Here is a 24319-nt window from a genome sequence, read left to right as displayed (position 1 = left end):
CGAAAACGACAGTGCGTTGCAACAGGGGCGGGCGGGTCACGGCAATGGTCCCACATCGGGGGAGCCGGGGGTGGATATCCTCATCACATGGCCACAACAACCGTCGCAACGAAAAAGCGCCGCGCATGGACCACCAGTGTTTTCATCAAGCAGCTGATGGCCATCTCGGGCTTCGTCTTCGTGTTCTTCCTCCTTTTCCACTCATACGGCAACCTCAAGATGTTCCTGGGCGAGCAGGTCTACAACGACTACGCCCACTGGCTCCACGAGGAGGCCTTCGTACCGATCTTCCCGCACGGCGGCTTCATCTGGGTTTTCAGGGCCGCGATGGCGCTCATGCTGATCATCCACCTCTACGCCGCCGCCTACACGTGGCTGCGCTCCCGCCGGGCGCGCAGCACCCGCTACGTCGTCGTCAAGTCGGTGTCCGACTCCTACGCGGCCCGCACGATGCGCATGACCGGCGTCCTCCTGATCCTCGGCATCGTCTTCCACCTACTGCACTTCACCACGGCCAGCCTGCCCCGCCAACTGGCGAACTTCGGCTCCGAGACCACGGCCCCCTACTCCCGCATGATCGCCGCCTTCCAGTCCCCGTGGCTGGTGCTCTTCTACGCGGTCTTCGTCGGCGTGGCCTGCTTCCACGTCTCCCACGGCTTCTGGTCCATGTTCCAGTCGCTCGGCTGGGTGCGCCCCGCGACCCGCAAGCCGCTCGTCGTGCTCTCCGGGCTGGTCGGCGTCATCATCTTCGTGATGTTCCTGGCCCCGCCCGCAGCCATCGCCACCGGGATCATCCACTGAGGAAGGCCAAGGAACCATGACAGAGACACTCATTCACGGCCTGTACCGCGAGGGCGAGAAGATCGCCGACACGAAGGCGCCCCACGACGTCCCCATCTCCGAGCGGTGGGCGCGCCGCCAGTTCGAGGCCGCCCTGGTCAACCCCGCGAACCGCCGCAAACTGCGCGTCATCATCGTCGGCTCCGGCCTGGCGGGCGGAGCCGCGGCAGCTTCCCTGGGCGAGATGGGCTACCACGTCGACGTGTTCTTCTACCAGGACTCCGCCCGCCGCGCGCACTCCATCGCCGCGCAGGGCGGCATCAACGCCGCGAAGAACTACCGCAACGACAACGACTCCGTGTACCGCCTCTTCTACGACACGGTCAAGGGCGGCGACTACCGCGCCCGCGAGGACAACGTGTACCGCCTGGCCGAGGTCAGCGGCAACATCATCGACCAGTGCGTCGCCCAGGGCGTCCCCTTCGCCCGCGAGTACGGCGGCCAGTTGGACAACCGCTCCTTCGGCGGCGTCCAGGTCTCGCGCACCTTCTACGCGAGGGGCCAGACCGGCCAGCAGCTCCTCATCGGCGCCTACCAGGCCATGGAGCGCCAGGTCGCGGCGGGCACCGTCACCGAGTACCCGCGCCACGAGATGGTCGAGCTCATCGTCGACGAGGGCAAAGCACGGGGCATCGTCTCCCGAGACATGTCCACCGGCGAGCTGCGCACCCACATCGCGGACGCGGTCGTCCTGGCCACTGGCGGCTACGGGAACGTGTTCTTCCTGTCGACGAACGCGATGGGCTGCAATGGCACCGCCATCTGGCGCGCCTACCGCAAGGGCGCCTACTTCGGCAACCCCTGCTTCACGCAGATCCACCCCACGTGCATCCCCCAGCACGGCGACCAGCAGTCCAAGCTGACCCTCATGTCCGAGTCGCTGCGCAACGACGGGCGCATCTGGGTGCCCAAGCGCGCCGAGGACTGCGAGAAGGATCCGCGCAAGATCCCCGAGGAGGACCGCGACTACTACCTGGAGCGCATCTACCCCTCCTTCGGCAACCTGGTGCCCCGTGACATCGCGAGCCGCCAGGCCAAGAACATGTGCGACGAGGGCCGCGGCGTCGGCCCGAAGATCGACGGCGTCGCCCGCGGCGTCTACCTCGACTTCGCCGACGCCATCCAGCGCCTCGGCAAGGCCGCCGTCTCCGCCAAGTACGGCAACCTCTTCGACATGTACGAGCGGATCACGGGCGACAACCCCTACGAGGTGCCGATGCGCATCTACCCCGCCGTGCACTACACGATGGGCGGGCTGTGGGTCGATTACGACCTCGAGTCCAACCTGCCGGGCCTGTACGTGACAGGCGAGGCGAACTTCTCCGACCACGGCGCGAACCGCCTGGGCGCCTCGGCGCTCATGCAGGGCCTGTCGGACGGGTACTTCGTCCTGCCCAACACGATCAACGACTACCTGGCGCACTGCTTCCACCTGCCCGAGCTGAACGAGGACTCGCCCTCCGTCAAGGAGGCCCTCGAGGCGGCCCAGGGGCGCATCGACACCCTCATGTCGGTGGGCGGCACCCGCTCCGTGGACTCCTTCCACAAGGAGCTGGGCAAGATCATGTGGGAGTACTGCGGCATGGAGCGCACCGAGGCCGGTCTGAAGAAGGCGATCGGGATGATCCGCGAGCTGCGCGCCGACTACTGGCGCCATGTCCGGGTGCCCGGCAAGTCGATCGGCGAGCTCAACCAGTCCCTCGAGAAGGCGGGCCGCGTCGCGGACTTCATGGAGCTGGGCGAACTCATGTGCATCGACGCCCTCCACCGCGAGGAGTCCTGCGGCGGGCACTTCCGCGCCGAGTCCCAGACCCCCGAGGGCGAGGCCCTGCGCCACGACGACAAGTTCCTCTACGTGGCGGCCTGGGAGTTCGCCGGTGACGACCAACCCCCGGTCCTCCACAAGGAAGACCTGATTTACAACGACATCGAGTTGAAGCAGCGGAGCTACAAGTGAACCTGACACTGAGGATCTGGCGCCAGAACGGTCCCGAAGACAAGGGCGCAATTCATGAATACCAGGTGAAGGGAATCTCGGAAGAGTCCTCGTTCCTGGAGATGCTCGACGTGCTGAACGAAGAGCTCTTCGAACGGGGCGAGGAGCCCATCGCCTTCGACTCGGACTGCCGCGAGGGCATCTGCGGCCAGTGCGGCGTCGTCATCAATGGCATCGCGCACGGCCCGGAGGTGACCACGACCTGCCAGCTGCACATGCGGTCCTTCAACGACGGCGACGTCATCACGATCGAGCCGTGGCGCGCCCAGGGCTTCCCGATCATCAAGGACCTCGTGGTCAACCGGTCCGCTCTTGACCGCATCATCCAGGCCGGCGGTTACATCTCCGTCAACACCGGCGGCGCGGCGGCCGCGGACGCGACCCCCGTTCCCAAGCAGGACGCCGAGCGGGCGTTCGAGGCGGCGGCGTGCATCGGCTGCGGCGCCTGCGTGGCGGCGTGCCCCAACGCCTCGGCCATGCTCTTCACCTCTGCGAAGGTGACGCACCTGGGTCTGCTGCCGCAGGGCAAGCCGGAGAACTACCGCCGCGTGGTCTCCATGCTCAATCAGATGGACGAGGAGGGCTTCGGCTCCTGCTCGAACATCGGCGAGTGCGCCGCGGTCTGCCCCAAGCAGATCCCGCTGGATGTCATCGCCAACCTCAACCGCCAGCTGGGCAAAGCGGCCTTGAAGGGCGTGTGATCCCTCACGGGTGCGAGCAGTGGCCAGCGGCCCCGTCCCCTCATGGGGGCGGGGCCGCGTCGTGTTCCACGGGTCATTGCGGGGCCGCGCGCTGAGTTGTGGGGGCCGCGCGCTGAGTGGGGTTGGGCGGCTCGTGTTTCACGCGTGTTCCACGGTGTTCGCCCTGTTCAGGGGCCTGTAGCGGTGCCCGTGCGGCCCTGATCTGAGTGCTGCGCATTTGCGGACGGGCCCCGTCGGCGGCTGCGCGCGCCCGGGGTGTTCTGGTTAGCGCATCCGGTAGGTCCTGCCTGCCGTCAGGGAGTGGGCCCCGGTCACATGACGGACCCCTCCGAGGTCCTTCCGGATACCCTTCTGGACTATACTGACCTGTTGGACGCTTTCATGGGAGGTTGTCATGAGCGCACCACAGCGATCCGCTGGTCCTGATCAGGGCGGGTACGGACAAGGACGGCCCTACGGCCGGCCCCAGGAAGGATGGACGGGCCAATCCAGCCAGGGCCAGTCCCCCTACGAGCGGGACAAGGAGCGCCGCTACGACGTGCAGACGTGGCGCAAGGTCGCGTACTACGGCGGGGCCGTTCTGATCGCAGTCGGCATCATCCTGTTTTTCGTCCCGTTCGTGATGACTTTCGCCTTCTTCGGCTCGATGCGCTTCAGTGCTGCGGGTCCGGGCGACAACTTCTTCGGAATCTTCCGGGCGTTCCCCCTGGCCTTTGTCGGGTTCTTTCTCATCAGTGCGGGCCAGGGACTGCGTTCCTTGGGCCGCAAGGGACTGGCCGGATCGGGTGTCGTCCTCTCGCCCGAGGGCGAGGCCCGCGACGCCGAGCCGTGGCAGCGCTCCAAGGGCGCCCAGATGCAGGACGCCCTGGAGGAGGTGCCGATCATCCGCGACGCGATGGCCCGCGTCGGGGGAGGGGAGCAGCAGATCCGCGTGCGCTGCACGAAGTGCGGCTACCTGGAGACCGAGGACGCCAAGTTCTGCTCCGGATGCGGGGCGCCGATGATCTCCGCCCCCTGACTCGGGCTCCTACGGCAGGCGGGCGCGGCGGCCGGGGCCGCCCTGAGCCGTGGCAACTACACTTGGGGGCGTGAGTGAACCCCTGGTGCTTGGAATTGAATCGACGTGCGACGAGACCGGAGTCGGCCTGGTGCGCGGATGCGACCTGCTGGCGGACCGGACGGCCACGTCAATGGACGAGTACGCGCGCTACGGCGGCATCATCCCCGAGATCGCGTCCCGCGCGCACTTGGAGTCCTTCCTGCCCGCGCTGCGCAGCGCCCTGTCCGAGGCCGGGGCAGGCCTGTCCGACGTGGACGCTGTGGCGGTCGCGGCGGGCCCGGGGCTGGTGGGCTCGCTGACGGTCGGCATCTGCGCGGCGAAGGCCCTCGCCTCGTCGTTGGGAAAGCCGCTGTACGGCGTCAACCACGTCATCGGGCACCTCGCGGTCGACAAACTGGCCGAGGGCCCCCTGCCGGAGCGCTTCATCGGACTCGTTGTCTCCGGCGGGCACTCGAGCGTCCTCCTGGTCGACGACATCGCGACAGGCGTCCAGGAACTGGGCGGCACCCTCGACGACGCGGCGGGAGAGGCCTTCGACAAGGTGGGCAGGCTCCTGGGGCTCCCGTACCCGGGCGGGCCCCACGTGGACCGCCTGTCGCGCGAGGGCGACCGCGGGGCGATCCGCTTCCCCCGGGGCTTGGCGGCGGGCAAGGACAAGGAGCGCCACAAGTACGACTTCTCGTTCTCCGGTCTCAAAACCGCCGTCGCCCGTTACGTCGAGGGCGCCCAGGCCCGGGGGGAGCAGGTGAGCGCGCCGGACGTGTGCGCCGCATTCTCCGAGGCGGTCAACGACTCGCTGACCGCGAAGGCCGTGCGCGCTGCGGTGGACACGGGGTGCTCGACGATCGTCGTCGGCGGTGGCTTCTCGGCGAACTCGCGCCTGAGGGAGCTGCTGGTCGCGCGCGCCGACGGGGCGGGAGTCGCGGTGCGCATGCCCCCGCTGCGTTTCTGCACGGACAACGGCGCGCAGATCGCCGCTCTCGGCTCTGAACTGGTGCGCGCGGGCTTGCCCGCCTCCGACTGGGGGTTCTCACCGGAGTCGGGAATGCCGCTCACCAGGACCTACGCGGCTCCGATGGGGTGAGGGCACGGGGAGCGTTCTCCGTCCCGATTCTGCTCATAGTGTTCGAACGCGCACCAGAACGGCGGCAGTGCAGTGGCGGCCGCTTCGGGCAATCCGCGGCACAAGAACGCGCCCCGGGCCGATCGCAGGCCGACCAGTGACCCTGCCTACATGAACGCTTCGATCAGGGAGGAGAGCGCGGTCCGCCACGACGTGTAGAAACCGCCAGTGGCGTTGCCGAGCATTCCGAACAGCAGGGCGACCATTCCCATCGTCGCGGAGACGGCGACCAGGCGCGCGGTGAAGAACCACGCGCGGCGAAGCCCCCGCGGCAGGCGGGACGCGCGTGCGCGCACTCCCGCCAGGCGACTGCGTAGCGCCGCCAATGCTCCTCCGCCCGTGGCCTGGGAGGTTCCGGTGTCCGCCGCCTCGTCCGGCCCCGAGGCGATGGCGCTGTTGGCGCTCCCGGCGGCGGTGGCCCGGTCGGCAGTCACGGCTCCCGCCTCGTCCGGATCGGCCGACTGGGAGGGGGACGGCGAACTCCCGCCCCCGGCCGCCGCGACCCATCGCGGCACGAGCAGCGCGCAGAACACAGCGCTCAGAAGCGCGAGCAGCCCTACGACGACCAGTGAGCCGACTCCGTTCACGCCGAAGGGGCGCGTCCTGTGGGTGACGGTCTGCGAGGTCACGATCTGCCCGAAGTCGTTGGACGACTGCGCGGCCTCGGCGGTGGGAGGCGTGCCCACGGCGTGCGCGACGGAGTTGTCCGAGCCCCACCACGCCAGCATCGTGGGGATGTGCTCCCTCCACAACGGTCCGGCGTGTCCTCCCGTCTCCGGTGTGTCCGGTGTGACCGAATCGGGGGCCTTGGCGGCGTTCGCCATGGCAACCGCGGTGGGCGCTCCGCCGACGGCGTCGTCCTGGGCGGCCATCGCGTAGATGCGCAGTCCGTCGGGCGTGCGGTTGGCCAGCATGGTCGACAGCGTGTTTTCCGCCAGGTACTGCTGCCCCTGCCTCTTCATCTCGCCCTCGATCTGTGTGTCGTAGCCCGAAAGGAAGGCCGCTGAGCCGAAGACGTCGGGCGCGCGCATCGCGGTCCACACAGAGCAGTAGGCTCCGGAGGAGAACCCCGCGATCATCCATGCGGCCCGCTCTGTGGACACGTTCGGGAAGTTCGCTTTGATCATCGCGGGCACGTCCTTCGTGACCCACGTGAACACGGGCGGGCGCCCGGGCAGGTCGGCGCAGTCGTGCTCGGAGTCATCGACGTTGACCTCGGGGCCGATGACGATCGTCGGCGGGATGAGCCCCTGGTCGATGGCGCTTTGCAGGGCCTCGGAGACCTGTGCGCCCCACATGGTGCCCTCGGGGTCGCCCGGGTAGCCGTGGAGCGTCATGATGACCCCGTACTTCTTGCCGTCGTTGGGCCTGTAGCCCGCTGGGGTGATGGCGTACACGGGCTGGGTGATGCCGCTGATCGGTCCGGTCCACGTGGTCTTGAGCATCCCGGACTCCTCGGTGGGCTCGAAGTCCGTGAGCAGGGCGGGATCCCCGGATTGGGTCTGCTCGTGCGCGGATTGTTCGCCGTCGGATTGCCCGTCCGCCGACTGCACATCGTCAGTCTGGGGGCCCGACAGGCCCGCGGATATGATGCCGAAGAGGTCGCGAGGAGTGGTGACGAGCTTGAGCGTGCGGTTGTAGGCCATGGCCCCCGTTGCCAGGATCATGATGACGGGGAGCAGCATCGCCAGTGCCCGCACGGACCACCTTCCGGCGGTGCGCCACGGGTGCGCGCGCCTGGGCAGAACTGCTCCGAGCGGAGAGCCGGCCCGGCCCCGGCGGGTGAGGGGGAGCACCAGCGCGCTGACGACCAGGACTGCGATGGTGAGGAGCAGGGCGGTGATCATGGCCCTGTGGGTTGTGAGGTCCACTGAAAGCAGGAAGCCCATCAATGCGTTATCTCGATTCTGGTTCGACCGTTTACTAGTTGTCCTTGATTGCGGCTGCCGCCACGCCGCCCGCCACGGAACCCGCCAGGCGCGCCGTCTGAGCGGCCGTCATGTTCGGCACGTAGGCGTGGCCGATGGCCGCGCCGACGGTGCCCAGGGATGAGACGTCGGGGACGGCCAAGTACAGGGGCTCGCGGCGGGGTTTGAACTTGCGTTTGAAGGAGTGGAGGGAGGAGAAGCCGTACAAGGGCTCCAGGATGGAAGCCAGGACGTCCAGCATGGGGCCGAAGCCGGATTCGTCCTCCTGGGAGCGGGCAAGGGGGGCGCCTGACAGCGAAAGGACCTCGAGCCCCTCCTCCTGGGCGGACAGGGCAGCGCGGGCGATCAGGAAGTCGATGGCGGGACGCCACCCGTCCTTGCGTCGCCGCATGACGTCGAGGGTGAGGCCGACGACCGCGCCTTGGCGGTGGATGGGCAGCCACGAGGTGACGGCCTGGACGGTGCCGTCGGAGTCGATGGCCAGGAGCAGGCGGGTGCTCGGGTCGCGCAGCTCGTCGAGGCCGCCCAGGGTGAACCCCATCTCGGGCAGCGCCTTGTCCGCGCTCCACGCGCGGCTGATCGACTCGATCTGGTCGCGCCGCCCCTGCGGGCATTCCTCCCACGTGGTCCACACGGCCTCCACGCCCTCGCGCTTGGCGTGGTTCATGGCCGTGCGCACGTCCTGGTACACCTTGCCCTTGAAAGCCAGTCCGGGCAGGTCCAGCAGGGACTCCTCCGCCACCTGCATGACCGTCCACCCCAGTCCCCGCGCGGCCTCGGCAACGGGCTCGTGGATGGAGTACATGGCCGGCGTCAGCCCCGAGTGCGACGCGAAGTCGGCGAACTCCTCAATGGTCGCGGAGACCTGCGAGGAGGGGCACACGGGGTCGGTCACCGTCAGGGCGGTGCCGCCGCCGGGGCGGTAGGCCACGCCCGCGCGGTCATCCTCGCGGATCCACACTGAGTTGCCCTGCCACGTCATCATCCACGCGAGGGTCCCGCCCCCGCCGGCGCGGATGAGTTCGACGAGGCGGGAGGCGGACCCCTGGCGCGTGTGCGCGGGTGTGACGAGGGTGCGCCCCACCAGGGCGAGGCTGAGCGCCCACGCAACCAGCGGCATCCAGACGACGGGGACCTCGGCCAACAGGGTGAAGGGCTCCAGGGAGGGCTCGAAGATGGAGACCGTGGAAGTGGGCAGCAGGGCCAGCAGGTAGTCGTGCAGTATTGCGAGGACGCTGGCGCGGGGGATCTCGATGTCGGGGACGGCCTGGTCGAGGACCAGGGGCAGGTAGGAGTCGGCGGCCAGCAGGCCCAGGCCGATGCTGATCGCGGCGACCACGCCCATCATGGTGGCCCACCGCGCCGCCATGGCGCGCACGGTGCCCGGGCGCGAGCGAAGGGTGAACGCCTTGCGTGACCAGGCGACGATGGCGCAGAGCAGCAGGTTGAGGGTGACGGGGACCAGTAGGAACTGCGTGGTGTTGGTGATGACGCTCGCCGAGGCGTCGTCGGCGAGGTACCGCAGCTCCCGGGTGGCGGCGATCTCCATGACGAGCGCGCCGACGGCGGAGCTGAGGGCCAGGCACCCTTGGAGTACCAGGGTGCCGATCATCGCGAAGCGCCGTCCCCGGCGCAGCCCGTAGGCGAGGACGAGCTGGAGGAGGACGGGCATGAGCGCCAGCAGGGTGGAGCCGACGCTGGCGCGCCCGAGCATCCACCACCCGGGTGCCACGGACCAGCGCATCTCTGCCAGGGGGCCGCGCAGCGTCGTCGAGAAGATGGTGAGGGCGGCTGCGACCGTCCAGCACACGACGGTCAGGGACACGATCTGGCGGTGGATGACGATGTCGTGCGTGGAGGCGTCCTCCTCGCGCCTGCCGCGGTAGGCGATCCTGCCGATGACCAGGCCGTACACCCCCGCCCACAGGCGCGTGAAGGTGTCCATGGAGCCGATGATGCTCGCGGAGAGGGCGAGGACGCCGATGAGCAGGAAGCGGGCGCGCCACCGCCATCCGCGGCCGAGGCTCTCGATGACCGGGCCCGTCAGGCCCACGATCATGGGGCCCGCGCCCCAGATGGTGCCGCGGTCCAGGGAGGCGCCCCACTCGGGCAGGCATTCCTGGATGAGGGGCGCCAGCAGCCATGTGGTGGCAATGGCGGCGGCGGGGGCGATCAGGGCGGCGGCCAGCCACCGCCGGGAGCCGACGCGGTGCTCCGCCATGCCGCCCAGGACGACGAGCGCCAGCACGATGAGTAGCACCGTCTCCATCGATGTGCGGGGGAACACGAAGGGCGCAGTGACCAGGCTCCACCAGTGGGCGGGGTCAGCGGAAGCGGACCCCAGAGGGAAAGCGTCGGACCAGGTCAGGCAGACTGCCACTCCGACCAGCAGGGCTGCCGCGACGGCGCGCGTGGCGGGGACGGAGCGGAGCCACCTCATGCCCAACCGGACCGCCGTGGCGGACCACTGCCCCACGGTCGCCGCCCATCTGCGGGCACTCCTGCCCAGGCGCGCGACACCGGAGGGCGCCTGCTCGCAGGGTTGGCGCTGTTCCTCGTTGGCACCGGGGTCGCGCTGTTCCCCGTTAGTGTTGGGCGTGCGCTGTTCCTCGTTCGCGCGGCGCAGTTGGGCGCCCTCATTGGTCGGCATGTGTTCCTTTTGACGTCGGGCCTTGGGTGGCGTTTGGCCGTGGCTGCGCGGAGCTGGGGGCGCCCGTGTCGGGCCCTGCGGGGCCGCGCGACTGCAAGCGTATTCTAACGCGGCTCCCTGAGTGTCGGTTTTCAGGAAAGAGTTACCCCATTATCCCAGGTCGGGGACCTGCAATGTCGCGAACTCCGCAAGACTGAGGGGGCGGCCCGCCTCCATCTCGGCGCACATGAGGGAGACAACCGCGTCCAGGCCCTCGCCCGGTCGGGCGGCCGCGAAGGCGGCGCGCTGGCGCTCGTAGGCGGCTCCGACGCCCAGGATCGTCCCGATCCCGTCGAACTCCTGCGCGCACCCCAGGTCCGAGGCGATGGGCGCCAGCTCCTCGGCCAGGCGCGCGAAGGTGTCGCGCGCGGGCTCGGTGGTGCCCTGCGGGTCCAGGATCAGTTCGGCGTCCATGCCGTAGCGCGCGGAGCGCCACTTGTTCTCGGCGATGAACCAGTCCGGCAGGACGGGCAGGGCTTCGCCCGCGTCGTACATGCGGGAGAAGTGCTCGACGAGGACGTGGGTGAGGGCGGCGAAGACCCCCACTTCGAGGATGTTGGTCGCCGCGTCGAACACCCGGTTCTCAACGGTCCCGAAAGCGGGAGAGGGGCGGATGTCCCAGCGCACCTCGTCGAAGCCCTTGATGACGCCGGTGCGGATCATGTCTTCCGTGTAGCTCTCCAGGGCGTCCCACGTGTCGAAGTGGCGGGGGATCCCGGCTGTGGGCAGCTGCTGGAAGACCATCGCGCGGTTCGAGGCGTAGCCGGTGTCGACGCCCGCCCAGTAGGGGGAGGAGGCGGCGATGGCCTGCAGGTGCCCCAGGTGGGTCGACAGCGCCGCTTGGATGGGCAGGACCTTGTCGCGGTCCTCCACCCCCACGTGGACGTGGACGCCGTACAGGAGCATCTGGCGGCCCCAGTACTGGGTGCGCTCGACCAGTTGGGCGTAGCGCCGACTGTTGGTGACGCGCTGGCGCCCGGGGCGCGCGAAGGGGTGGGTGCCCGCGGCGGCGAGGGCGATGCGCAGCCGACGGGCGATGGGGGAGAGGAAGTCGACGCACGAGGTGATGTCGGCCAAGCAGTCGGCCACGGTGGCCCGGGGCTTGGAGGTGACCTCGATGGTGTTGAGCAGCATCTCGCGGTGGATTCCCGTGAAGAGCTCACCGTCGACGGTGGCTTGGTCGATGACGGCGTCCGCGCTCTGGCGCAGGTCGTGGGAGTCCTGGTCGACCAGTTGGAGTTCCCATTCGACTCCGAGGGTGGACCGGGCGGACCGGCCGAATGGCAGGGGCATCGGGGCCTCCTTCTCGTGCCTGCGTCCCCTAGTCTCCCAGCCGCGGGGCCGGACGGCAGGATTTGCGCGGTTGACATGCGTCTCGCCGTGCGTCGCGAGTGGGGCAGCCTTGTCTACGGGGTTCTCCGGCACGAGGCGGCAGCCGCCGTCGGGGTGTGGCGGGGAGGGGCCGTCAAAGGACAACTCGTCGCCGTTGTTCGAGCTGAACCAGTGCCTCTGGCCCGGGCCGTCAACGACGAGTTGAGCGTTGGAGTCCACCGGTAGCGCGGATACTGGAGTGCGCGAGGGGTCGGTGGTCCAAAATGCGTCTGAGTCTCGGGCGGAAATGGGGGCTTGGCGGGCATGTGGTCCAAAATGCGTCTGAGTCTGACCGGATCCGCCCATTTCCGACTCAAACCGTGAAACCCAGACGCATTTTGGACCACTCCCGTGCAGAGCCCGCCGAAAACAGCGAAACCCAGACGCATTTTGGATCGCCCCCGTTGGCGTGCCCGGGCGGGCGGGGCGACCAGCATGCCTCCCGCAGGGCCGGGCGCTTGGCGCTCTGGGCCATACGCCCGCTTCCAGAACCCAACCCCCGCCCTCGATCAACCGGCCCCTCAGTCCGCCAGGCGCCTCGCGATAATGGCGCAGTGGCGTCCGCCGACGCGGGTCGCGAAGACGGTGGCGCCCGGGCCGCCCGGGGTCAGGTCCAGTCTCTTGCGCAGCGCGGCCGGGTCGATGTCCGCCCCGCGCTTCTTGACTTCCACGGAGCCGACTCCCAGGGGCCGCAGGGCAGCGGACACCGCCTTGGCGCGCAGCGCGGTGCGGGCGACCACCTCGAAACGGCTCAGCAGTGGGCTGGCGGCGATGTCGTCCGCCGTGAGGTAGGCGATGCGCGGGTCGATCAGGCGGGCGCCAATGGAGTCTGCCAGGTGGGCCAGCCCGCCCGACCGGATGACCGCCGGGTCGGGCTCGGCCAGGACGGCGCCGAGCTCCCCGGAGGGGGCCTGGCGCACGGGCGCGTCGGCGGAGGCGGTCGCCGGGTCGGCGAGGACGCGCGCGCCCGCCCCCGTGATGACGAGGGCACTGCGCCCTGGGCCCTCCGGCGCCAGGGCCGGGGTCCACACGGACGCCTCCACCAGGTCCCCGTCCACGCTCGCCCACTGGGCGTGGCAGTCGGCGGGCAGTGCGCTGTGGGCGATCCCGGGCGCGAGTTTCACGCCGACGCGCTCGAAGCTGCTCCGCCACCGCCACACGGCGGACAGGGGAGGGGACCACTGCTCGGGGTCGGCGATGCGCCGCGACCCGCCCCCAGCTCCCGTGCGCCGCGCAGGGTCGGCGAAGATGGCGTCGACCCCCTGGCCCCGCAGGTCCGCCATGTCCAGTTCGGTCACGTCCCCGCGCAGGACGCCCGCCTCATCGAAGTGCCGCAGGTTGATGGCGGCGGCGGCCGCGGCGTCCTGGTCGCGGTCGACCGCCAGGATCCGCAGGCCCAGGCCCGCGATGGCGAGCGCGTCCCCGCCGATGCCGCAGCCCAGGTCCGCGACGAACGAGGCCCCCGCCTCGCGGAAACGGCGGGCGTGGTGGGCGGCGACCACCAGGCGGGTCGCCTGCTCGAGGCCATCGCGCGTGAAGACCATGGAGTCCGCGTAGGGGCCGAACTTGGCGTGGGCGGCGGAACGCAGTTCCAGTTGTGTGAGCACCGCCGAGACGATATCGGCGGGCGTCCCCGCCCTGCGCAGGGAGGCGCCGAGGAGGTCGAGGTCCGTGCCCGGGGATGTGCGCTCGCCCAAGGAGCGCAGGATGTCCCAGCCGGGCGAGGTGAGTACGGGGGCGAGCGCGCTGTTCACACGCCCGATTGTGCCATGGGGGAGGGGCGGGGGCGGCGAGGCGGCGCGGGCGGTGCGCTCAGGGCTGAACGCCCCGCCCGGATTGGCACTCGGCTTGCCCGAGTGCCAGGGGCGTGCCTAGACTCTTACACGGATAGCGGCCAAGGCCGCCACCGGTCCCGCACCTGGCCCCCGCGACGGCAGGGAAGGGACGAAAGAGTTCTTCGCAAGAGAAAAGGAACGACAGTGTCGATCTCCATCAAGCCCCTCGAGGACCGTATCGTCATCCGTCAGGTCGAGGCCGAGCAGACCACCGCTTCCGGCCTGGTCATCCCTGACACCGCCAAGGAGAAGCCCCAGGAGGGCGAGGTCATCGCCGTGGGCCCCGGTCGCGTTGACGACAACGGCAACCGTGTGCCCGTCGACGTCAAGGTCGGCGACACCGTGATCTACTCCCGCTACGGCGGCACCGAGGTCAAGTACGAGGGTCAGGAGTACCAGATCCTCTCCTCGCGCGACGTCCTGGCCGTCGTCGAGCGCTGAGCCCAGACGGTCCCGCTTCGCGGGGCCGTCCGCGCGCCCGGACGGGCCGCGGGAGCCTGCGGGCCCGAATCCCTCCCCGGGGTCCGGGCCCGCAGTGCGTTGCGCGTGGGGGCGGGGGCGCCTACTGGGCGGACTCCGCCGCCTGGTCGATGACCGTTTGGCGCACGAACGCGGCGTCGCGGTATCCGGGGATCACGGCGTTCCCGATGATCATGAAGGGCGTTGAGGAGATCCCCATGCCGTGGGCGTCGTCCGCCGCCTTGGTGACCTTCTCCGCGGTGTGGGCGTCGTTCATCGTCGCAGTGAACTGGTCGATGTCAGGCACGCCCGCGGTCTTGGCGAACTCCACGAGTGAATCGGTCGTGTACGTGGGGTGGTCGGAGGGGTCCGCCGCCGCGTAGACGGCGTCGTGGAACTCCCAGAACCTGCCCTGCTCCGCCGCGGCGAGGCCGGCCTGCGCGGCCAGTGGCGAGGTCTCGCTGATCTGGGCGAGATCCCGCCACTCGATCCGCAGGGTCCCGTCCTCGACCAGGTCGGCCAACTGGGGCTCGACCTGCTGTGCGAGGAGCGTGCAGTACGGGCACGCGAAATCGGAGTAGAGCACCATGACGACGGTGGCGTCCGTGCGCCCCTTGGCCTGGGCGTCCGAGGAGTCGCGCTTGGGCAGTGAGCGGATGAGCTCGAGGGCCTTCGGGTCCGTCACAGCGGGGGCGGAGGTGGGTTCGGGGCTGGCCGACTCCGAAGCGGGGGCCGAGGTGGCCGGGGAGGCCCCGGACTCGGCGGGGGAGTCGTCGCGTTCCCACACCAGGTACGCGACGACGACGGCGAGTACCGCGATGACCGCGACGAGCACGATGACCAGGGGGGAGCCCGAGGGGGCGCGCCCCTGGGGGGCGGTGGTGGTTGGTTCCTTGTCGGTGTCGCTCATATGTGTTCCTCATGTGCGGCCCCTGGGGGCGGTGGTGGATGCGCGTATTGTCTCACGCCCCGGTGCTGCTATCCCGTGGGCGGGGCGGGGCGGAGCCGTGGGCGGCGTGGAAAACGGTGGCAACATCGTGTGATGCTGCCACCGCGGTCGACTAGCGGAGTGCGCTACGAGGCGCGCCGGGTTCGCCCCGAGGCGCGGATCTCCTCCCGCCGTTCCTCCTCGGTCATGCCGCCCCAGATGCCGTAGGGCTCCTGGGAGGCGAGCGCGTAAGCGCGGCACTGCTCGATGACCGGGCACGAGGCGCAGATGGCCTTGGCATTGGCGGCGCGGCGCCGGCGCGTGGAGCCGCGCTCCCCCTCCGGGTGGAAGAAGAGCTCCGTGTCGAGGTCGCGGCAAGCGGCCCTGTACTGCCACTCCCATGCGTCGATCATGGGTCCGGGCAGACGGGAGACGTCGGTCATGGAGTGCCTCCTCGGTGTCTTGGTGCGGTCGCGCGGGGGAGCCCCTGCGCGCGTGAACGTGAAAAGGATAGACACTTGCGCGGTAGTTATTCAAGGACCCTTCGCAAATTATGAGCCAGTTCTCAGGATACCCGGCTTTACCTGAGAAAAGTCTGAAAAGTATTGCGATTCCTGAATGGATAAGTGGTGAATAAGTGGGTGAATAAGTTGGGGTGTTGGGCACCCGCTCCCGTTTCGAGTGGCGCGCCCCCGCGGCGAGCGTGAGAATCGAAGCAGGAACAGTGAACGACAGCCGAGGAGGGGCCATGCCACGTGCAGTGCTCGGCGCGCAGTCCGTGCCCGAAGCCGCCCTCTCCGTCACCGAGGTGTCGAAGCGCCTCGGGGTGTCCGCCTCGACCCTGCGGACCTGGGAGCGCAGGTACGGCGTCGGCCCCGAGGAGCGCGCCGCGGGGGCGCACCGGCGCTACCTGCCCGACGATGTCGAGCGGCTGCGCGCGATGATCGGCCTGGTGCGCAGCGGGATGCCGACCGGGCAGGCGGCCGCCGCCGTCCATGCGGACCGGGCGCGCCCGGACCGCAGTGCGCCCGTGCGCCCCGCGGAGCTGCGGGTCATGGCCGAGTCCGGGGAGGCGCACGCCCTCCAGGAGCTTCTCGAGTCAGCGGTGTCCGAGTACGGTCTCGTCCACACGTGGAGCCGTTTCGTCGCCCCGGCGCTGCAGGAGATCCGCTCCGGCTCGGACGGCGAGGTCCCCGGCGGCTCCCCGTCCCGTGTCCTGATGTGCGCCTTCGAGCACGTCCTCCAAGCGGTTCACCGGTCGCGCCCGCGCCGCCCTGCGCAGGTCCCCGCCCGGATCGTGGTGATGTGCGACGCCATCCACGAGATGGGGGCGCAAGTGGTCGGTGTCGCGCTGACCTGGTACGGCTTCGACGTGCGGATCCTCAGCTCCGAGCGGTACGGCGGGGTGTGCGCCGCCGAGCGCTTCACCGCGCACTCCGCCTCCCACGAGGTCGATCTGGTCGTCGTCATGGGCAGGGGCGGCACCTGCGAGGAGTTCGTCACCACCATCGCAGACCGGTCCGATGTGAACATCCTCCTGGTCGGGGCGGACACCCCGGAGATCCTCTCCCAGAACATCCAGCGCGTGCGCACTCCGGCGGCGTGCGTCGAGGAGGCCATCGCGATGCTCGCGCCGGGCGCCGAACCCGGCGCGGTCGGGCGCCTCTGACACCCGGGCTGGCAGGAGGGGCCGCCCGGCGCCCCGCTCCCGCGCCACCCGCCCTCCCGGTACCTGCGGCCGGAAATGCGGTGCGACCTCCTGCGGGAGGGGAGCCGATGGGATACCGTGGCCATGCACAGATCCCATCATCCAGGAGCACTCGATGGACGCCCCGTGGAACGACGCAGCGCTGGCAAGCGCGTTCGGACAAGACTTCGACGCACTCGTCGCCTTCGCCTCACGCGCGAAGGCCCCCCTCGGCTACGGCTTCTTGCGCGCCGACGGCAGCGTCGATATGGGGCGGCCCGCCTCCTTGTGGATCAACGCGCGCATGACGGCCACCTTCGCCCTCGCCCAGGAACGCGGCACGGAGGGCGCTGCCCACTTGGTCCAACACGGCCTCGAGGCCCTGTCCGGCCCCTTCGCCAGGGCCGGGGGAGGCTGGTACGGCGCCCTCGCCCCGGCCCCGGAGTCTGGCCCGGCGCCCCTGCCGGGCGCGCGCACGGACCAGGGCTCACTGGCCGCCCTCATCGTCGCGGCATGCGGGGCCGCGCGCGCCGGCCACGACCAGGGGCGGGAGTTGCTCGCGCGGGCGCTCGCGGACCAGGAGGCCCACTGGTGGGACCCGGGTTTCGGAATGCCCCGCCATTCCTGGGACCCCGACTACTCGCGCCCGGGCGCCCTGCGCCGCCTCGGCGACGCGCTGAGCACGGCCGACGCCTACATGAGCGCGTGGCGGCTGTGCGACGACCGCGCGTGGTTGGACCGGGCGCGCTCGATCATGCGTTTCACCGGCGAAGCGGCGGCCCGCAGCGGCTGGGTGCTGCCGGACCTGTTCGACGCCCACTGGCGCCCACTGCCCCCCGGGGCCGCCCTCGACACCGACGAGGCGCGGGCCGGTTCCCTCGTCGCGTCCGATGGGGGAGCGGTCGCCGCCCGCACGTGGGACCTCGTGGTCCCCGGGGACTCCCTGCCCGGCCTCGGCCTGCGGGCGGTGCGCCTCATCGCCCGCCTCGCGCGAGTCCTCAACGGCCTCGGCGAGCCCCCCAGCCCGTGGATGTACGACACGGCCGTGGCCGTCTACGACCGCTCGCAGTCCGACGGATGGGCGCAGGGGGGCGGCTTCCTGCTCAGTGTGGACGGCGCGGGCCGTCCCTCCGTCGAGTCGCGCATGTGGTGGGTCGCCTGTGAGGCGCTGCGGGCCGCCCACGGCCTCGGCCAGTGGGCGGCCTCGCGAGGCGACCGCGCCACTGCGGCCCGCCTGGCGACCGACTACGCGCGCACCGTCGCGTGGATCGACGAGCGCTTGCGGGCGGGGCAGGGGCGGTGGATCCACGAGCTCGCGCCCGACGGATCGGTGTCCACCCGCGTGTGGGAGGGGCGCCCGGACGCCTACGCCGCAGCCGCTGCCCTGCTGCGCCTCGACGTGTGAGCGCCCCCGCCCAGGGACGCCAGGGGGCGCGGCACGGGAGCGCCATACCCTGAACACATTGGACCCGAAAAGCCTGGCTGCCCGGGGCGGGCGCGGCATGGGAGTGCCCCCGTCCCGCCCGCCCGTGAGTTCCCCCACGGCCGAGCGGTCCCAGGCGCACGATTCGAGGGGCTGCGCCGCCGACGCCTAAACTTGGCCCATGGGAGAACTGACAACACACGATCCTTTCGGCCTGACCGGCCTCACCTACGACGACGTGCTCCTCCTGCCCGAGCTCACGGACGTCGTTCCTTCGTCCGTTGACACGACCAGCCGCCTGACGAAGAACATCTCGCTGCGCGTGCCGCTGCTGTCCGCCGCGATGGACACTGTCACGGAGGCCCGCATGGCCATCGCCATGTCGCGCCAGGGCGGCATCGGCATCCTGCACCGCAACCTCTCCATCGAGGAGCAGGCCGCGCAGGTCCGCCAGGTCAAGCGCAGCGAGTCCGGAATGGTCGAGGACCCCGTCACCGTCGGCCCCGACGCCACCATCGACGACCTCGACCGCCTGTGCGGCCACTACCGCGTGTCGGGCCTGCCCGTGGTGTCCGAGGACAGGACTCTACTGGGCATCATCACGAACCGCGACCTGCGCTTCGTGCCCGAGAGCAGCTGGTCGCGCCTGCACGTGCGCGAGTGCATGACCCCGCGGGACCGGCTGGTCGTGGGCCAGGTGGGTATTTCCCGCGAGCACGCCAAGCACCTGCTGGCCGAGCACCGCGTCGAGAAGCTCCCCATCGTCGATGAGGACGACCGGTTGACGGGCCTGATCACCGTCAAGGACTTCGTCAAGACCGAGCAGTACCCCAACGCCACGAAGGACTCGCGCGGGCGGCTCGTCGTCGGAGCGGCCGTGGGCTACTGGGGCGACACGTGGGAGCGCGCCACGGCGCTGGCCGAGGCCGGGGTGGACGTGTTGGTCGTCGACACCGCGAACGGCGGCGCGCAGCTGGCCCTCGACATGATCCGCCGCATCAAGGCCGATCCCACGTTCGAGGGGATCGATATCATCGGTGGCAATGTCGCGACGACGGAGGGCGCCCGCGCCCTCATCGACGCGGGCGTCGACGCCGTGAAGGTCGGCGTCGGCCCCGGTTCCATTTGCACGACCCGAGTGGTCGCGGGCGTCGGCGTTCCGCAGATCACGGCCATTCACCTGGCCGCCCAGGCGTGCGGGCCCGCCGGCGTGCCACTCATCGCGGACGGTGGACTGCAGTACTCGGGCGACATCGGCAAGGCACTGGTGGCGGGGGCGGACACGGTGATGCTGGGCTCCCTGCTGGCTGGCTGCGAGGAGTCCCCGGGCGAGGTCGTGTTCACGAACGGCAAGCAGTTCAAACGCTACCGGGGCATGGGGTCCCTGGGCGCCATGAGTTCGCGCGGGCGCAAGTCCTACTCCAAGGACCGCTACTTCCAGGCCGACGTGTCCAGCGACGACAAGATCGTCCCCGAGGGCATCGAGGGGCAGGTCCCCTACACGGGCTCCCTGGCCTCGGTCATCTACCAGCTCGTGGGCGGGCTGCACCAGACCATGTTCTATCTGGGTGCCTCCACGGTTGCTCAAATCAAGGCGAACGGCCGCTTCGTGCGCATCACGAGCGCGGGGCTGCGCGAGTCGCACCCGCACGACGTGCAGATGACCACGGAGGCCCCGAACTACCACTCCTCCTCCGCGAAGTAGTCGCAGATCGGGCGCGGATCGCGGGCGGGGCCGGCCGGTGGGTTGCTCCCGCCCGCTTCCCGTGCCCGGCGAGGTCGAGGCGCCGCTTCTGCCGCCCGGGGAGGTCGGGGGTCGCTTCTGCCGTCCAGCGGGGTCGAGACGCCACTTCTCCCGCCCGGTACCGGGGGGCGGGCTCAGTTCCCATTTTTGACGAGCCCGGTTGTTTTCTCCCCGGCGCGCGGGGAGCGCCCAGCTGGGGGCGTGGCTTCCTTGGGGTGGGCGCCTTTTCCGCCCGGCTGCTGCGTGCCATCAGCGTGGCGCCCGTGGGATTCGGGCGTGGCGTGGGTTACTCCTCATCGGTCCAGTCGGAGTACCCTTGACCTGCTGAACGTATTTTCCTGTTGAGTCAAGGAGCTGCACGTATGCTCATCCTCATTGATCACGCCAACGTCGATGCGATTGCGCAGACCCTCACCTACCTGCCGATCGACGGTGTCACCACCAACCCCACGATCCTCTTCCGCGAGGGCAAGGAACCCCTCGAGGTCCTCCACCAGATCAAGGGGATCCTGCCCGACGGCGCCCAGCTGCATGTGCAGATCGTCTCCGAGCGCGCCGACGACATGGTCGCCGAGGCGAGGGCCCTGCGGGGGGAGATCGGGGGCAACCTCTTCATCAAACTGCCTGTGACGCGCGAGGGATTCGCCGCGATCCCCCGGATCGTCCGTGAGGGGATGCAGGTGACCGCGACCGGGATCCACTCCTCCATGCAGGGCTTCATGGCCGCGAAGGCCGGGGCCCGCTACGTCGCCCCCTACGTCAACCGCATGGACAACTACGGCATCGACGGCGTGCGCGTCGCCTCGGAGATCCACCGCACGCTGCGCAGTTACGAGCTGGGGGCGGACGTGCTGGCCGCCTCCTTCAAGAACTCCGAGCAGGTGCTCGAGCTGGTCCGCCAAGGAGTCGGCGCCATCACCGCCGCCCCTGACGTTCTGGCCGCCCTCATCAAGAACCCGGCCACTGACGCTGCCATCGCGGATCAGAACCGCGACTTCGCGTACCTCATCGGCGAGCAGCGCACGTGGCTCGACCTCATCAAGGAGAAGTGACGGAGCCCGCGCGGCGGCGACTCCCGGCCCCTGCCCGCGCGCCCGGGCCGGTCCGCTGTCCGCCGGGCGGGGCCGGGCTGCTCTCCGTCGCGGGCCTCCCGGGTCGGCCCCTGCCGTGTGTGCCCCGTGCTGCCCTCAGTCGCGCGGGCGGGGCATGATCTGCGGCCAATCGCGCTCGATGGACGCCTCGCGGCCCTGGCGGCGCAGGTACTTCTCGAAGTCCTCCGCCCACTCCCGGTGCGCCCTGGTCTGGTAGTCGGTGAGAGAGGCGGCGTCGTGTTCCTCCAGCTCGGGGAACTTCTGCGCGATCCCCGCCAGCACGTCGAGGGTCATCGCCACGTCCACCTCGGCGGTGTGGGCGTCCGGCGACGCCTCCACCCCGTACACGGGGGCCATGCCCGTCAGCGTCTTCTTCCCCTTGCGGAAGCGGTCGAGTTTGCGGTCGAGCACCAGTGGGTCGATGACCAGCATCGGTTCCCCGTCGAGGCGCTCGGCGAAGGTGGCCAGTCCATGGCGGGAGAGCTCGCGGTCCACCAGGGTGATGTCGTAGGAGGCGTTGAACGCGACCACGGGGAAGCCCCGGAACCAGTGCTCGGTCAGGCATCCCGCCACCTCATCGAGGACCTCCTCGACCGGGCGGCCGTGCTCGCGCGCGTACTCCGTCGTGATGCCGTGGACGGCGCTCGCCTGCTCGGGGATCTCCACACCGGGGTCGGCCAGCCACGTGGCCACCTGGTCGTCGTGCCCCTCGACGCGGAGCACGAGCGCCGCCGTCACGAGGCGGTCCTTGAAGGGCGAGGTCCCCGTCGTCTCAGTGTCGAAGCCCAACCATGGGTCGCTGGTCCAGGTCATGATTGCTCCTGTCGTCGCTGGTGGCTCCAGTGTGGCAGAGGACGGGCACATCTGCGTCTCCAAGGAATGGTTGCGATGAGCTAACGGTGCTGTGTTTCGTTGCTCAAGATCCGGTTGACCAGGTGCTGATTGGAAGCTTTGAAATAGACCCACGTATAGGCGGAAAAGACAAATGGTGATATGAGGAAGATAAACGCGGCAATCGTGTTAAGCGTTGGAATTGGGGCCGCGGTGAAGGATAGTGCGAAGAATGAGATCAAGAGCCCGAGGACATCGCTGAATCTGCCGAGAATGTCGCTGAGAACTTCCGGGTTGCGAATGCCTTCCCGTTTTCCCCTCTTTTTGAGCCGCCTCTGCCAGTCGGTGAGAATAATGCCGTCCTCATGTTTTCCGGGGCCAGCGAATCTTTTGAACAGCCTACGAGTCCTGCTCTTGGCGTAGAAATCGTTTATGTCGCTTTGCATTCCCTTTTGGATCTGATTGATGCGACGATTCTTGCATGCGCAGAGCACGATCAGGACCAGTATCACTGCTTGCGCGGTGCCGTAGGCAAAGAGTGACAATTCTGTGGAGAGCATTATTGCTAATTCGTCTCGCAGCAGGGGGAAGTTGCTGAGGGCCAGGGAGAGCCCCGTCAGTTTGATCAGCAAGTTGAATTGCGCTTTCTCGACTGTGAGCAACTCTTGTTGTGGGCTGGATCCCGCATCGCGATTTTCCTGTTGTTCCCCGCTCCTCGGATTGGAATCCTTGGCGTGATTTCCGTTTCGCTTTTTGTGTTTTCTGCTTTTGCCAGCCATGACGCGCTCCCCCATGTTCATGATGTTGCGGAAGGAGGTTCGTTTATTCCCCCTGTATTGCGATCGCCCTCGGTGGTGATCTGAGAGGCGATCCCATGAGAGTCAGTATAGGTGGGGCGCGGCCGACTCGCGCGTTTTTTCTCCCGTCTGCATCTGCACGTCATTCCCAGTGGCTTTCCCGACGGTCGCGAGGGCATGCCGAGCGTAATCTTGGCCATTAGCTCCGGTGCGACACGGGGGCGCATCCGCGTCCTGTCGTGCAGTAGAATCGGAGAATGAGTCACGAAGTGGAGATCGGAAGGGGCAAACGGGGCCGCCGCGCCTACACGCTCGACGACATCGCGCTGGTCCCCTCGCGGCGCACCCGGGACCCCGAGGATGTCAACGTCGGCTGGCAGATCGACGCGTACCACGTGGACATCCCCCTGATGGCCGCGCCCATGGACTCGGTGATGAGCCCCGCCACTGCCATCCGCTTCGGGCGCCTGGGTGGCATCGGGGTTCTGGACCTGGACGGCCTGTGGACCCGTTACGAGGATCCCGGGCCGCTCCTCGCCGAGATCGCGCGTTTGGGCGCGGACGAGTCGATCGCACGGCTGCAACAGATCTACTCCGAGCCGATCAAACCCTCGCTCATCACTGCGCGCCTGCGCCAACTGCGCGAGGCGGGGGTGGTGGTCGCGGCGAAACTCTCACCCCAGCGGACCCAGAAGTACTGGCGGTACGTGGTGGACGCGGGGGTGGACCTGTTCATCATCCGGGGATCCACGGTGTCGGCGGAGCACGTGTCCAGCCACCACGAGCCCCTCAATCTCAAGCGCTTCATCTACGAGCTCGATGTTCCTGTCATTGTGGGCGGCGTGTGCACGGACACCGCGGCGCTCCACCTCATGCGCACGGGAGCCGCGGGGGTGCTGGTCGGTTTCGGTGGGGGAGCGGCGCACTCGACGCGGCGGTCCCTGGGGGTCCACGCGCCGATGGCGACCGCTATCGCGGATGTGGCGGCCGCCCGGCGCGACTACATGGACGAGTCCGGCGGGCGCTACGTGCACGTCATTGCGGACGGGGGGATCGGGCGCTCGGGCGACCTGTCGCGCGCTATCGCCTGCGGGGCGGACGCCGTGATGCTGGGCGCAGCGCTGGCCAGGGCGGAGGAGGCCCCGGGGCGGGGCTGGCACTGGGGCTCCGAGGCGACCCACCCCGACATGCCGCGCGGCCAGCGCGTGCACGTGGGGACCACGGGCACGCTGGAACAGATTCTCTACGGCCCCTCGACCAGGGCGGACGGGTCGTTGAACTTCGTGGGGGCTCTCAAACGGACGATGGCCTCCACGGGGTACTCCGAGGTCAAGGACCTGCAGAAGGCACAGGTGGTGGTCAGTCCCTACTCCGCCCAGTGATCTTTATCTTTCCGCGGGTTGCGGGGCCGCAGCCGGTTCCCGAGGCCGCCGGGCACGGGTTGCGGGGACCGCAGTCGGCGGCTGGTGCCGCTTGGGGGCTGCGCCAGTGCGGGCGGGTTCGCCGGGGCTGCTGGGGTCTGGGAGTGCGCTTGCCCGGTGGGCTGGTCGTGTTGTGTTGTGTGTGTTGTGGGGTTAGTGGCCGTCTTGTTCGTCGGCGGTGTCGGTCAGGTCGATGCGTAGGTGGGAGATGGGGAAGGGGTCGGATTTCTCGGTGGTGGTCACTGCTGCTGGGAGGGTGAGGGTTTGGCCTGTGAAGGGGTTGGTGGTGGTGGCGTCCCACGTGGTCGTCAACGTGATCACCCGTCTTTCGTCCCCGTGGGTGGTCTGCTCGTAGTGGTGGGTCAGGCGGGCTTCCTTGTTGCCCCTCCTCCACG

19 protein-coding genes and 1 pseudogene are annotated in these 24319 nt (G+C 69.3%); 11 read left to right on the top strand and 9 right to left on the bottom strand.

The features are described 5' to 3' along the window. Positions 1 to 87 precede the first annotated feature (87 nt). The 5 genes from G447_RS0100100 to tsaD all read left to right on the top strand — a co-directional run bounded on the left by G447_RS0100100 (position 88) and on the right by tsaD (position 5681). Positions 88 to 801 carry a succinate dehydrogenase cytochrome b subunit gene (locus tag G447_RS0100100; protein WP_026429598.1) on the top strand — a complete coding sequence of 238 codons (714 nt, stop codon included), beginning with the start codon at positions 88 to 90 and terminating at the stop codon, positions 799 to 801. Between the two features lie 16 nt (positions 802 to 817). After that, complete coding sequence (locus G447_RS0100095; RefSeq protein ID WP_026429597.1) at positions 818 to 2797, top strand: fumarate reductase/succinate dehydrogenase flavoprotein subunit; 1980 nt, start codon at positions 818 to 820, stop codon at positions 2795 to 2797. Continuing rightward, positions 2794 to 3537 (top strand): succinate dehydrogenase/fumarate reductase iron-sulfur subunit, encoded by a 744-nt coding sequence (locus G447_RS0100090; protein ID WP_026429596.1) that lies wholly within the window; start codon positions 2794 to 2796, stop codon positions 3535 to 3537. The genes G447_RS0100095 and G447_RS0100090 overlap by 4 nt, the downstream gene beginning before the upstream one ends. A 394-nt stretch (positions 3538 to 3931) precedes the next feature. Then, positions 3932 to 4555, top strand: coding sequence for a zinc ribbon domain-containing protein (locus G447_RS0100085; RefSeq protein WP_026429595.1), 624 nt, complete (start codon positions 3932 to 3934; stop codon positions 4553 to 4555). Positions 4556 to 4625: 70 nt separating this feature from the next. Further along, the gene (tsaD, locus tag G447_RS0100080; protein WP_026429594.1) at positions 4626 to 5681 is read left to right on the top strand and encodes a tRNA (adenosine(37)-N6)-threonylcarbamoyltransferase complex transferase subunit TsaD; all 1056 of its coding nucleotides are present in this window, start codon (positions 4626 to 4628) and stop codon (positions 5679 to 5681) included. A gap of 146 nt (positions 5682 to 5827) precedes the next feature. On the opposite strand, the gene G447_RS0100075 is transcribed toward tsaD, so the two are convergent. The 4 genes from G447_RS0100075 to G447_RS0100060 all read right to left on the bottom strand — a co-directional run bounded on the left by G447_RS0100075 (position 5828) and on the right by G447_RS0100060 (position 13462). Further along, positions 5828 to 7609 (bottom strand): alpha/beta hydrolase, encoded by a 1782-nt coding sequence (locus tag G447_RS0100075; protein WP_026429593.1) that lies wholly within the window; start codon positions 7607 to 7609, stop codon positions 5828 to 5830. Between the two features lie 34 nt (positions 7610 to 7643). Continuing rightward, the gene (locus tag G447_RS0100070) at positions 7644 to 10298 is read right to left on the bottom strand and encodes a bifunctional lysylphosphatidylglycerol flippase/synthetase MprF (RefSeq protein WP_005868822.1); all 2655 of its coding nucleotides are present in this window, start codon (positions 10296 to 10298) and stop codon (positions 7644 to 7646) included. A gap of 150 nt (positions 10299 to 10448) precedes the next feature. After that, entirely contained in the window at positions 10449 to 11630 is a 1182-nt protein-coding gene (locus G447_RS0100065) for a glutamate--cysteine ligase (protein ID WP_026429592.1), read from the bottom strand. A 599-nt stretch (positions 11631 to 12229) separates the two neighbouring features. Next, entirely contained in the window at positions 12230 to 13462 is a 1233-nt protein-coding gene (locus G447_RS0100060; RefSeq protein ID WP_026429591.1) for a class I SAM-dependent methyltransferase, read from the bottom strand. 225 nt (positions 13463 to 13687) lie between these two features. Between G447_RS0100060 and groES the strand changes: the two genes are divergently transcribed. Then, on the top strand, positions 13688 to 13984 hold the full coding sequence (groES, locus tag G447_RS0100055; protein WP_005868844.1) for a co-chaperone GroES: 297 nt from the start codon (positions 13688 to 13690) through the stop codon (positions 13982 to 13984). Between the two features lie 121 nt (positions 13985 to 14105). Here the strand turns inward: groES and G447_RS0100050 are convergent, their stop codons facing one another. Both G447_RS0100050 and G447_RS0100045 read right to left on the bottom strand, forming a co-directional pair. Next, the gene (locus G447_RS0100050; protein ID WP_005868838.1) at positions 14106 to 14912 is read right to left on the bottom strand and encodes a DsbA family protein; all 807 of its coding nucleotides are present in this window, start codon (positions 14910 to 14912) and stop codon (positions 14106 to 14108) included. Positions 14913 to 15076: 164 nt separating this feature from the next. Next, positions 15077 to 15373, bottom strand: a complete 297-nt coding sequence (locus G447_RS0100045) for a WhiB family transcriptional regulator (protein WP_005868814.1) — start codon at positions 15371 to 15373, stop codon at positions 15077 to 15079. Positions 15374 to 15678: 305 nt separating this feature from the next. Here G447_RS0100045 and G447_RS0100040 point away from each other — a divergent pair, with 305 nt between their 5' ends. From G447_RS0100040 to G447_RS0100025, 4 genes are all read left to right on the top strand, one after another. Beyond that, positions 15679 to 16599, top strand: a complete 921-nt coding sequence (locus G447_RS0100040) for a MerR family transcriptional regulator (protein ID WP_026429590.1) — start codon at positions 15679 to 15681, stop codon at positions 16597 to 16599. Positions 16600 to 16753: 154 nt separating this feature from the next. Beyond that, positions 16754 to 18022 (top strand): AGE family epimerase/isomerase, encoded by a 1269-nt coding sequence (locus G447_RS0100035; protein WP_026429589.1) that lies wholly within the window; start codon positions 16754 to 16756, stop codon positions 18020 to 18022. Between the two features lie 199 nt (positions 18023 to 18221). Beyond that, positions 18222 to 19745 carry an IMP dehydrogenase gene (guaB, locus tag G447_RS0100030; RefSeq protein ID WP_026429588.1) on the top strand — a complete coding sequence of 508 codons (1524 nt, stop codon included), beginning with the start codon at positions 18222 to 18224 and terminating at the stop codon, positions 19743 to 19745. A 401-nt stretch (positions 19746 to 20146) separates the two neighbouring features. Next, on the top strand, positions 20147 to 20836 hold the full coding sequence (locus G447_RS0100025; RefSeq protein ID WP_005870319.1) for a transaldolase family protein: 690 nt from the start codon (positions 20147 to 20149) through the stop codon (positions 20834 to 20836). A gap of 135 nt (positions 20837 to 20971) precedes the next feature. Here G447_RS0100025 and G447_RS0100020 read toward each other — a convergent pair whose 3' ends face one another. Both G447_RS0100020 and G447_RS0100015 read right to left on the bottom strand, forming a co-directional pair. Then, entirely contained in the window at positions 20972 to 21688 is a 717-nt protein-coding gene (locus G447_RS0100020) for an exonuclease domain-containing protein (protein WP_026429587.1), read from the bottom strand. A gap of 80 nt (positions 21689 to 21768) precedes the next feature. Continuing rightward, positions 21769 to 22500, bottom strand: coding sequence for a hypothetical protein (locus G447_RS0100015; protein WP_131295627.1), 732 nt, complete (start codon positions 22498 to 22500; stop codon positions 21769 to 21771). A gap of 260 nt (positions 22501 to 22760) precedes the next feature. Between G447_RS0100015 and G447_RS0100010 the strand changes: the two genes are divergently transcribed. Then, positions 22761 to 23885 (top strand): GuaB3 family IMP dehydrogenase-related protein, encoded by a 1125-nt coding sequence (locus G447_RS0100010; RefSeq protein ID WP_026429585.1) that lies wholly within the window; start codon positions 22761 to 22763, stop codon positions 23883 to 23885. A gap of 192 nt (positions 23886 to 24077) precedes the next feature. On the opposite strand, the pseudogene G447_RS10735 reads toward G447_RS0100010, so the two are convergent. Beyond that, positions 24078 to 24319 (bottom strand): annotated as a pseudogene (locus G447_RS10735) (hypothetical protein); the annotation flags it as partial.

Source organism: Schaalia georgiae DSM 6843, assembly GCF_000429245.1.
Classification (GTDB): Bacteria; Actinomycetota; Actinomycetes; order Actinomycetales; family Actinomycetaceae; genus Pauljensenia; species Pauljensenia georgiae.
Note: the sequence above shows the minus strand (reverse complement) of the source record. Positions and strands in the feature narration are given on the sequence as shown.

Coding starts and splice junctions, on each gene's coding strand:
- G447_RS0100025 (WP_005870319.1), top strand. CDS start 20,147: ATGCTCATCCTCATTGATCACGCCAACGTCGATGCGATTGCGCAGACC.
- G447_RS0100020 (WP_026429587.1), bottom strand. CDS start 21,688: ATGACCTGGACCAGCGACCCATGGTTGGGCTTCGACACTGAGACGACG.
- G447_RS0100075 (WP_026429593.1), bottom strand. CDS start 7,609: ATGGGCTTCCTGCTTTCAGTGGACCTCACAACCCACAGGGCCATGATC.
- G447_RS0100015 (WP_131295627.1), bottom strand. CDS start 22,500: ATGGGGGAGCGCGTCATGGCTGGCAAAAGCAGAAAACACAAAAAGCGA.
- G447_RS0100100 (WP_026429598.1), top strand. CDS start 88: ATGGCCACAACAACCGTCGCAACGAAAAAGCGCCGCGCATGGACCACC.
- G447_RS0100045 (WP_005868814.1), bottom strand. CDS start 15,373: ATGACCGACGTCTCCCGTCTGCCCGGACCCATGATCGACGCATGGGAG.
- G447_RS0100095 (WP_026429597.1), top strand. CDS start 818: ATGACAGAGACACTCATTCACGGCCTGTACCGCGAGGGCGAGAAGATC.
- G447_RS0100050 (WP_005868838.1), bottom strand. CDS start 14,912: ATGAGCGACACCGACAAGGAACCAACCACCACCGCCCCCCAGGGGCGC.
- G447_RS0100070 (WP_005868822.1), bottom strand. CDS start 10,298: ATGCCGACCAATGAGGGCGCCCAACTGCGCCGCGCGAACGAGGAACAG.
- G447_RS0100085 (WP_026429595.1), top strand. CDS start 3,932: ATGAGCGCACCACAGCGATCCGCTGGTCCTGATCAGGGCGGGTACGGA.
- G447_RS0100040 (WP_026429590.1), top strand. CDS start 15,679: ATGCCACGTGCAGTGCTCGGCGCGCAGTCCGTGCCCGAAGCCGCCCTC.
- guaB (WP_026429588.1), top strand. CDS start 18,222: ATGGGAGAACTGACAACACACGATCCTTTCGGCCTGACCGGCCTCACC.
- G447_RS0100035 (WP_026429589.1), top strand. CDS start 16,754: ATGGACGCCCCGTGGAACGACGCAGCGCTGGCAAGCGCGTTCGGACAA.
- G447_RS0100065 (WP_026429592.1), bottom strand. CDS start 11,630: ATGCCCCTGCCATTCGGCCGGTCCGCCCGGTCCACCCTCGGAGTCGAA.
- G447_RS0100010 (WP_026429585.1), top strand. CDS start 22,761: ATGAGTCACGAAGTGGAGATCGGAAGGGGCAAACGGGGCCGCCGCGCC.